We start from the raw sequence: 8,799 nt of genomic DNA on the forward strand, positions 1-8,799 counted from the left end.
AGACAATTCTGTTTGTCGCTGTCAGCTAGATCTTCTGTGGTGACGGCTCGCTTCCGGTGTAATATTCACTGGTGATTGGGGCGGGGTGTTCCCGGCGGAACACCCCTTTCTACGGTGCCCTCAGAGGCTTTATTCAGTAGTGAGCTTGAAACCAGTTACCTCAAATCGCGCCCCACCCCCGGGCCCGTTAGACACTCGGATGTCTCCACCGTGCGCTTCAACGATGTCGTGGACAATTGAGAGTCCGTATCCGGAACCAGTTGAGCTGGTGGTGTACCCTTCCTCAAAGATGTTAGCTTGCTGCTTGAGTGGGATACCATGCCCACTATCCTCAATAAAAAATCCCGGCTGCTGACTCCAATCGGTTGCTGGTTCGTGTTCATTGAGTAGTCCCACGCGGACGGTCACTGTGGTCTCGTTGTGGTCAGCTGCGTTCCGATAGAGGTTCTCAAAAACGTGCAACAACCGATCACGATCTGCGACGATGTCCACTGTCTCTGGAATTGAAGTTTCGAATTCGCAGTCGCCAACATCGGCGTTTTTCCACGCGTCTCTCGCTATGTCTGCGAAGGAAAATCGCTCGGTAGCATCGATAGTCTCACCGGTCTTGGCCAGCGTCAGTAAATCCCCAATCATCGTTTCCATCCGGTCGTGGGCGTCTTGGACCGCATTGAGGTCTTCGCTGCCGAACTCTTTCTGTGCAAGTTCCAATCGTAATTTGGCGACCGTGAGCGGATTCCGGAGGTCGTGACTGATCATGCCAGCAAATCGGTCGAGTTGCTCGTTCTTTCGTTCGAGGGCCTGTCGTTGTTCGACGAAGTCGGTAATGTCGGTCTGGATACCGATCACGCGAATCGTCGTGTTGGAGTCGTCTGTTTCCACAACCCCACGTGCCCGCACCCACCGCTGTTTGCCATCCGCTGGTTCCACCCGGAAATCTGTCCTGAAATCCTCACCTGTTTCGACCGCAGTATCGATTGCATCTTGGACTGCCGAAAAGTCTGCCTCGTGAACACGGCTGGCGAACGCATCAACTGTCCCCGGAAATTCACCGGGACCATACCCGAACAGTCGTTCACTGGCTTCATCCCAGACGATCGTAGTGGTGTCGGGATCCCACTCCCAGACGCCAGTGTCTGTCTCGTTAAGTGACAGCTTGAGGCGTGTATTCAATTCCTCAAGTTCACGTTCACGGTGTACACGCTCGGTGACATCCCGGCAGACGAGTAGCTGCCCGACCACCATCTCGTAATTGTCAGTTAGTGTGGTCTGGCTGACGGTGAAGTGTCGTTGTTTATTATCAATTTTGGTGATAATATCTACCTTTTGATCGCCCGAACTCTGTATTGTAGCTGCATCACTCCCTAACACCGCTGTTATGTGTGTCCCCGATAGATCTCGTTCATCCCCGAATCTATCGGTGGCTGCATCGTTGGCCGTCACGATCACTCCTGTTTCATCGAGTACAAACACGAGCTCATCCATCTCCGCTAATACCGTCTGACGGGCAATCGGCAACGCATCAAGCAACCGAAGCCTGAACGTGGCGTACATCAGTCCTGTTGCTGTCACAAAGAACGCGGCGGTTGTCAAATCGAGTCGAATAAGACCAAGCCGGAGTAATACGTTACATCCAATCGGTATTGAAACGGCAACAAGGACCACGAACAGCTGGCGTTGATTTCCATACATCCCTTTTACCAGCATTCGCAGAAGAACCGCGATCGCAACCGCCGTCAGGATCCAGTTGTAGGAGACATGAAAAATAAAAAACGGGGTTACGACGAACTCGTATCCCTGAGCGACGGTTTCGGGTGTCGCAATTTCCAATAGCCTGTCCAAACTGGGCGTGAGAACCACCACGAGAGAGAGAACAGGCTTCATCGACAGTAGCGCAACGACCCGTTTGCGTATCACGCCCTCTCTGCCCGTATACTCAACCGCAAACAACAGTAGTCCGATAATGGTAATGTCCGCACCCACCATTCGCAGTGGTATTCCGACAGGTGGTGCAGGGTTTGCAGGTGTCCAGACCTGTATGATGTCTGCGAGCAACCAGATCAATAACCCACCAAATAGAACGATGAGAGACGTTGCTGCCCGTCGCTTCCGATTGTTGAACAGATAATACACAAAAACTAGTCCGAGAACGAAATTACCGAGCAACAGGACTCGAAGAAGTTGTAGATCTAGCGTCATATATTTAAAAACGTAATTTGAATATAATACTTAAGCGTCAACTGGGTTAATAAGTCTTCAGGAATCTATATCGCTCGTTGATGAACGCATTCGAACATCAAACTTCGATTCATGTAAGATACGCGCCCTCCATTCAGCGCCCACTCAACGAACTACCGGATTACTATCAGACCTGCCGTGACCGACTCAGAATGTGTATGCAGCACCTACAATCGACCAGATATATCGGTACTGAGACGCCTTTGAATCGGGAGAATCCTTGTTCTCCGGGAGCAATAGTTATATCACTCGAAGACAATTGAGGGTATGAATTCTGATTCGAACGGTACAATTGCTCTCGGTTTAGGTCTCGGAAACGCACTCGGTGCTGGGGCGGGGACGGCCATCGGGGCGGTCACTGGCGACTTTCCCTTCTGGTTGGGGATGGGAATCGGTCTTGGAACAGCGTTCGGGACGGCTATAGGCGTTACCTTCACTCGTGGTGAAAACTCCGGCCAAACCGACACCCAGGACCGCCACGACTCCGCCTGATCGATACGTACCCTGTACTGACCAATTTCACGTCGACCTCATCGAATTATCTCGGATCTGCGTTCGCGTCCTGTCTGTAGGAGCGTCGAATTCTTCTGGATGGCTGCCGTCACAAACGGAGTGCTGGATATAGATTGTGTGTATCACAACCATTCCCGGACAGTGGTCGTTTAGGCGGTTTTGTCAGTCGTTTTTTCACCCCAATTCCGTCGCCGCAGGTCGGCAAACATCACCAGACCGATGCTGAGGAAGCCAGCCCCGACAAACAGTGCCTCCTCGCCTGCCCAGAAGAACGGGACGGCAGGCACGTACGAGGAGGCGATACCCAGCAGCCCAAGCACCACCATCCCTGCTGTAAACGCTTGTAGGATCGTTTTTGTGGACATGGCATACATACGCAAGATGATAATAAAAACGTTTCTCCCATTGGATAGTTTCAACCAAGCAGGAGTCGCCCTGGCTTAGTGGACAACAGGGTCCTCGTCAGCAAGCGACCCAGGCGGGACTCGTTTCGGGGTTCTCCTGTGACCGACTTGCGCGTTCCATCTTGCATACCATTTCAAATATAATACTTATCTGGTAATTTCTCCACCGGTTAGTCCGCGTGTCCATTGTCTGGCACAGAGTCCAAAATCTGTATCTGATTTGGCTGATAATTCGAAATCATGGGCAGTGAAAAAGACAAGATGCTGAACGGGGAGTTGTACGACGCCACCGACCCAGAACTTGTTGCCGAGCGGGAACGTGCCCGCGAACTCACGAAACAGTATAATCAAACGACATCGGATGACCGCGAGGAACGACGAGATCTTCTTGAAGACCTACTTGGCTCACTTGGCGACGAATGTTACGTCGAGCCTCCATTTCGCTGTGACTATGGATACAATATCCATGTGGGTGAGAACTTCTATGCGAACTTCGACTGCGTCATTTTAGATGTTTGCCGGGTAGATATTGGACAGAATTGTCTGATTGGTCCGGGTGTCCACATCTACACCGCAACTCACCCCCTCAACGCGGACGAGCGGATCAAAGGCCCGGAGTACGGCAGGTCTGTCATGGTCGGTGATACTGTCTGGATCGGTGGCCGGGCAGTTCTCAATCCCGGTGTAACGGTCGGTGACAATGCTGTTGTTGCATCTGGCGCGGTCGTAACAGAAGATGTCCCTGCCGATGTCGTTGTACGGGGTAATCCAGCGACGGTAGTGAAGGAACTTGAGCCAGAGGAATATCCGCACATTCGTAGAATATACTGACCGATCCAACCACCCGTGATAGGAAGGTACTTCCATGCTAGATACGCGCCCTGTCTCTCATACGGCTATTGGAACATCTTTTTGAACTGGTAGAACTTCGGGTCAGAATCATATACAGCAGGATCTTCCGTGGGAATCGTATTCGTGGCCAGTCAGGTGGCAATTCGTCGGCATGGGTTTCGATTAGTGTGAGCAGTGGTTCGACTTCGTTGAAGCGTGGCCCTTTCGAGATTGCTCCTGTGTCCCGATCCCAGTCAATGTACCCTGCCTCGTCGAGTCGTGGTAAATGATTATGCATGAGGGGTATCTCACTTTCCTCTCGCTCGTTGCCACTCCGAGTCATCACATCGGCTTGCGTTTCAACTGCCCCCTGTTTCAACAGGATAAGAATCAAACGACGGTAACGATGAGAGAGGTTTTCAAATATCCGGCCGATTCCCGGGCGCATCAGAAGATGATCCGGTATCTCACCGTTTGACATGATAAATCACTACAACATATCCACGGAATCATTTTCTAATTAAACCCATTCTGTATCCATAAGAAGGGACATCTCTGGTTTCGGGACTACCTCCGAAGTCGTAGTGAATATGCACTATCTATCTTGCATAACGGATTGAATATGATTTGAAACTACATGCCTCAGCGACTGATACAGAACTCGGCTAATCGGCTGTAGATAATTCTGTGACACCGTACTCCATTACGACTCGTCGTGCGATGGGAGTTCTTCTCCACAGCGCGGACAATACTGCATTGGTGCCCGCGAAGGCCGGTCATCCACGTTGACAGTGACTTTTCGTCCACAGTTCTCGCATTCTATCTTTCTCATGACTCTCTCGTACAGTCGCCCCGATACCACTGACGTAATTGAGAGTACGACCTCTTGCGTGGTAAAGACTCACAATATTCTGCCCACTCGATTATTACGTACTTGATCGCACAAGATGGCACATTTGCGCACTCCATCTTGCATTCGAGTTTTAACAAGACCTAAACAGACAGACCATACGAAGCTTTCTATGAGATGCTCTGGACATGGAAGCCATTGGGGTTACGAGATGGGTCTGGGACGCTGGAGAAGTCTTAACTTATTTCGCTTGGATGTCGACAAACGCCTGATGGCGCGCAGTCCGACACGAGACGTGTTGAGATCCTGTGTCACAAATCAGACACAATATATAAGTATCCCTTCGCAGTCTTGCATATCCGGAGTTGTCAGCCACAAGATGGGCGCTGCAGGCTCTCGTTCGACTGTTGAACGAATTATCTTTTCGGGCGTGAGGCGGCCGAAATCGGCGCGTTCAGATTGGTATCTGTGGCCGCTATTTTAATGTCCAAGAATTATACGCACCCTGGAAGTTCGGAATTGGACTCAAACTATTCCCGGCGGTTCACCTGATTGGAACAGACATCACAGATAGCCCGCGATCTCGTCGGCAATAAGACGCTGATGAACGCTTATAGCCGAGAAATCTCTGTATTTACAATAATCAGAGACAGGTGCTGATGGCCGCTCGTTCACTCATCAGTCGGCCAGTTATCTGGCAGACGCGACAATGTCGCCTTGATTTTGAAATCGTCTAATTGGGTATTCTCTCGCAACCAGTTCGCAGCCTCGATGTGTGCGTCCTGCCCATTCGGAATGTGTATGCCGTCTGGCGACTGCACAACGAACGAGAGTTCGAGCACCTCTTTTTCGAGAACGCGTTCCATCTCGTCGTAGTCTTCTGTCCTTGCGACCAGCCGGATCAGCTCTTCGGCCGGAATCGGCGACCCCCACGAATGACGACGAGCAAGCTTCCAAACGTATCTCGCCGCTGTATCCGACATTTTCCTATACTTTGTACCGCGCACAATTATATCTATTCAAATTGAATAGTCGCACATGTCCAATGGGTTTAACATAGAGCAGCGCCTCTACTAAGATACAACCAGCGTGAATCTCTATGTCAAGTCAAAAGTCACCACCGGACTCGGCCCAGAATCTCTCGATGGACGAACTGCGCGACGAGTATCCAAGCGGGTGGCGGATCCTTATCCAAAACGAGAGCGTCGGCTACATTCTTGATGCACTGATGGATGCGCTTCCGGGTTCGGAGTTCACGAAATCAGAGCTTGCAACCGAAGCAGGTGTCAGCCGCCAGTCAGTGTACACACATCTAGATCTGCTGCTGGTACTGGGTGTGCTCGAACCTGTCAAAGAATCTTCTCCGCAACGATACCGTGTCAACGGCGACAGCGATCTGCTTGACCTGCTCCATCAGGTGAACGGGAAAGTCAATCAACGGCTGTCTGAATAGTGGAGAGAGATTAGTCGGCTGTTATCGAGTACTCTTATTCGGCATCCTCCGTTTATGGCTTATTTTCAATGACTCAATGATTAGACGTACTGAACGGTTGCGTAGATGTAGCGAATCACGGGATGGAACCGCAACATGCCGAAAGCGTTCGTGTACCGAACGAAATGCTCCAGATTTCGAGCGAGGAGTTCACCCGCCGCTGTCTTGCGGTTTGGACCTCAAAATCATGGGCGCTGCAGGCCTTGGTCACGCGGCGTGACAACCCTTCCTTTTGGCGATTTCGGGCGTTGTAGCCGTTGGTTCGGAATGGGTAGTAACCGGGACTCGTGGGGTTCGCTTGACTGGAGAAGACCAACCATGAGTCTCGAACCAATCGACGCAGAAACCGCACTCGAATTGTACCTTGCAGACAAAGAGAACGAACTCTCGGAGGCCTCTCTGAAAGGGCATAAATACCGTCTCGGTCACTTCGTCCGCTGGTGTGATGAGAAGGAGATTGAGAATCTCAACACGCTCACCGGTCGCCAGCTCCACCGGTATCGGCTCTGGCGGCGCGAAGACGGCGATCTGAATAAGGTCAGTGAGAAAACCCAGATGGACACGCTCCGCGTGTTCATCCGATGGCTGGAATCAATCGACGGCGTAGAACAAGACCTGAGTCAGAAGGTACTGTCTCCGTCGATCACCCCTGACGAGAACTCCCGAGACGTGATGCTGGACAGCGACAGTGCCTCGAAGGTACTCGCCCATCTGGAGAAGTACGAATACGCGAGCATCCAGCACGTCGCAATCGCACTGATGTGGCACACGATGATGCGTGTCGGTGGCGTGCATGCGCTGGACGTTGACGACTATGATCCAGACGACCAGTGTGTGAAGGTTCGTCATCGACCAGAATCGGGGACGCCGATTAAGAATCAGGGAAAGGGCGAGCGGATGGTTGCGCTTTCAGATCAACTCTGCGACGTACTCGACGACTGGCTAGCCGAGAAACGACCATCAGTCACTGACGAGTACGGACGAGAGCCGCTACTCGCGTCACGGGAGGGCCGTACGAACAAGACAACGCTTCGAGCGTACGTCTATCGATGGACTCGGCCCTGTACCTACAGCGCCGAGTGCCCACACGACCGAGACATCGGTGAGTGTTCGGCACTCGAACGCGACACTGCCTACCGCTGCCCATCAAGCGTGAGTCCACACGCAATTCGCCGCGGAAGCATCACGCACTCGCTTAACAGCGACATGCCCGACAAGGTGGTTAGTGATCGGGCAAACGTCAGCCAACGAGTGATCGAACAGCACTACGACCGACGCACGGAACGTGAGAAGATGGAACAGCGGAGGGAATACTTAGATAACATTTAAACCGTAAGGCATCAAAAAAAATATATCATATAATTATTATTTGTGTGACGAAATCGAATATTGGAATTCAAGTTATAATATTATTCTTCGTTCTCAGATGGCCGCAGATGATAGAATATTCCATTTTGTGTTTCTGCTTCGGGTTTGTATCTGTAATCTACTTCCAACAGAACTCTTTGTTCAGGATTCAAACTCGCTTGATCTGCGACTTTGGCAGAATCAATCTCCAGAACGTGAATAATCGGTATTTCACCGTCGTCTTCGTATTGTTCATAGAGCGTAGGAGTTTCTGCTGATGATATGATTGCGGCATCAAATTCCTTGTATGAATCGCTATATACTGGGATGTCAAGTAGGTTCCCAACTGCACCACCCCTATCTCCTTCAAACGTGTCTCGTTGCCAAAGTTCCCCTTCGATATCGAGATCGCCGAGGACGACTGCTATAATATCATCGTTATTTCTTATTTGATATTCGATTTCTGCTAGTACTTCTTCAACACTTCCAAGATCAACTTCATCAAAGGTTGGTCGGAGAGCTGAAACTAAAGGTGTGCGAACTTTTTCGGCGAAATGTGTTCCATCTCGCGTGGCCTTATCTTGGTGAATTTGACCGAATCCATCAACGAATTGTTGCTTTGAAAGCATACTCTTCCACTGAATTCTTTGTATTTGAGGATCATTTTCAATGGAATCATCCCCCTCAATTATTCCCGCGTTGATACATGCACTCCGAAGAGATACTCGGTTTTCAAACCCGTTCCTAAATTGGGATTTATACGTACTTATATTGTGTTGGCATATGTCTGAATCGGCGATACGTTGCCTTTCTTCATCCTCAGCCTGTTCTGCAGCTAGTTCATGAAATGCGCGTGCCAGAGATATCCGCTCGTTCACATTATTCATTCCCTCAAACAAATCATCCAGGTCATATTGATCGGAAATCTCTTCCAGCCGATTTATGATCTCCTCCTCACGCTGGATGATAGGACCTTCTGATGGAATAGGATTCTCAGAGAGGGTGTCATAGAACGAGTAGCACACCAAAGAGCAGGGTGAACGCTGAGGTGGATGAGTTCAGCGACCCTGCAAGATGATCCTTCGGTAGAGTCGTTCTTCAATGTCGCGGAAACCGAGACGCTA

At 50.6% G+C, this 8,799-nt stretch carries 9 protein-coding genes; 4 read left to right on the forward strand and 5 right to left on the reverse strand.

The window, feature by feature from the left end:
- Window positions 1-129 precede the first annotated feature (129 nt).
- Window positions 130-2,199, reverse strand: coding sequence for a sensor histidine kinase (locus EOW68_RS17910; protein WP_128226522.1), 2,070 nt, complete (start codon window positions 2,197-2,199; stop codon window positions 130-132).
- 306 nt (window positions 2,200-2,505) lie between these two features.
- On the opposite strand from EOW68_RS17910, the gene EOW68_RS17915 reads away from it, so the two are divergent.
- A complete protein-coding gene (locus tag EOW68_RS17915) occupies window positions 2,506-2,730 on the forward strand; it encodes a hypothetical protein (RefSeq protein WP_128226523.1) in 225 nt (74 codons plus the stop codon).
- 170 nt (window positions 2,731-2,900) lie between these two features.
- On the opposite strand, the gene EOW68_RS17920 is transcribed toward EOW68_RS17915, so the two are convergent.
- Window positions 2,901-3,116: a hypothetical protein gene (locus EOW68_RS17920; protein WP_128226524.1), complete on the reverse strand. Its 216-nt coding sequence runs from the start codon at window positions 3,114-3,116 to the stop codon at window positions 2,901-2,903.
- A 279-nt stretch (window positions 3,117-3,395) separates the two neighbouring features.
- Between EOW68_RS17920 and EOW68_RS17925 the strand changes: the two genes are divergently transcribed.
- Complete coding sequence (locus EOW68_RS17925; protein WP_128226525.1) at window positions 3,396-3,986, forward strand: sugar O-acetyltransferase; 591 nt, start codon at window positions 3,396-3,398, stop codon at window positions 3,984-3,986.
- Between the two features lie 37 nt (window positions 3,987-4,023).
- Here the strand turns inward: EOW68_RS17925 and EOW68_RS19035 are convergent, their stop codons facing one another.
- Window positions 4,024-4,467 (reverse strand): DUF7344 domain-containing protein, encoded by a 444-nt coding sequence (locus EOW68_RS19035; protein ID WP_431359051.1) that lies wholly within the window; start codon window positions 4,465-4,467, stop codon window positions 4,024-4,026.
- Between the two features lie 1,040 nt (window positions 4,468-5,507).
- Window positions 5,508-5,819: a hypothetical protein gene (locus tag EOW68_RS17930; protein ID WP_128226526.1), complete on the reverse strand. Its 312-nt coding sequence runs from the start codon at window positions 5,817-5,819 to the stop codon at window positions 5,508-5,510.
- A gap of 116 nt (window positions 5,820-5,935) precedes the next feature.
- Between EOW68_RS17930 and EOW68_RS17935 the strand changes: the two genes are divergently transcribed.
- A complete protein-coding gene (locus EOW68_RS17935) occupies window positions 5,936-6,289 on the forward strand; it encodes an ArsR family transcriptional regulator (protein ID WP_431359052.1) in 354 nt (117 codons plus the stop codon).
- A gap of 357 nt (window positions 6,290-6,646) precedes the next feature.
- Window positions 6,647-7,657, forward strand: a complete 1,011-nt coding sequence (locus tag EOW68_RS17940; RefSeq protein ID WP_128226527.1) for a tyrosine-type recombinase/integrase — start codon at window positions 6,647-6,649, stop codon at window positions 7,655-7,657.
- Between the two features lie 80 nt (window positions 7,658-7,737).
- Here EOW68_RS17940 and EOW68_RS17945 read toward each other — a convergent pair whose 3' ends face one another.
- Window positions 7,738-8,700 carry a hypothetical protein gene (locus EOW68_RS17945; RefSeq protein ID WP_128226528.1) on the reverse strand — a complete coding sequence of 321 codons (963 nt, stop codon included), beginning with the start codon at window positions 8,698-8,700 and terminating at the stop codon, window positions 7,738-7,740.
- Between the last annotated feature and the right edge of the window lie 99 nt (window positions 8,701-8,799).

This window comes from Halovenus amylolytica, assembly GCA_004015825.1.
Lineage (GTDB): Archaea > Halobacteriota > Halobacteria > Halobacteriales > Haloarculaceae > Halovenus > Halovenus amylolytica.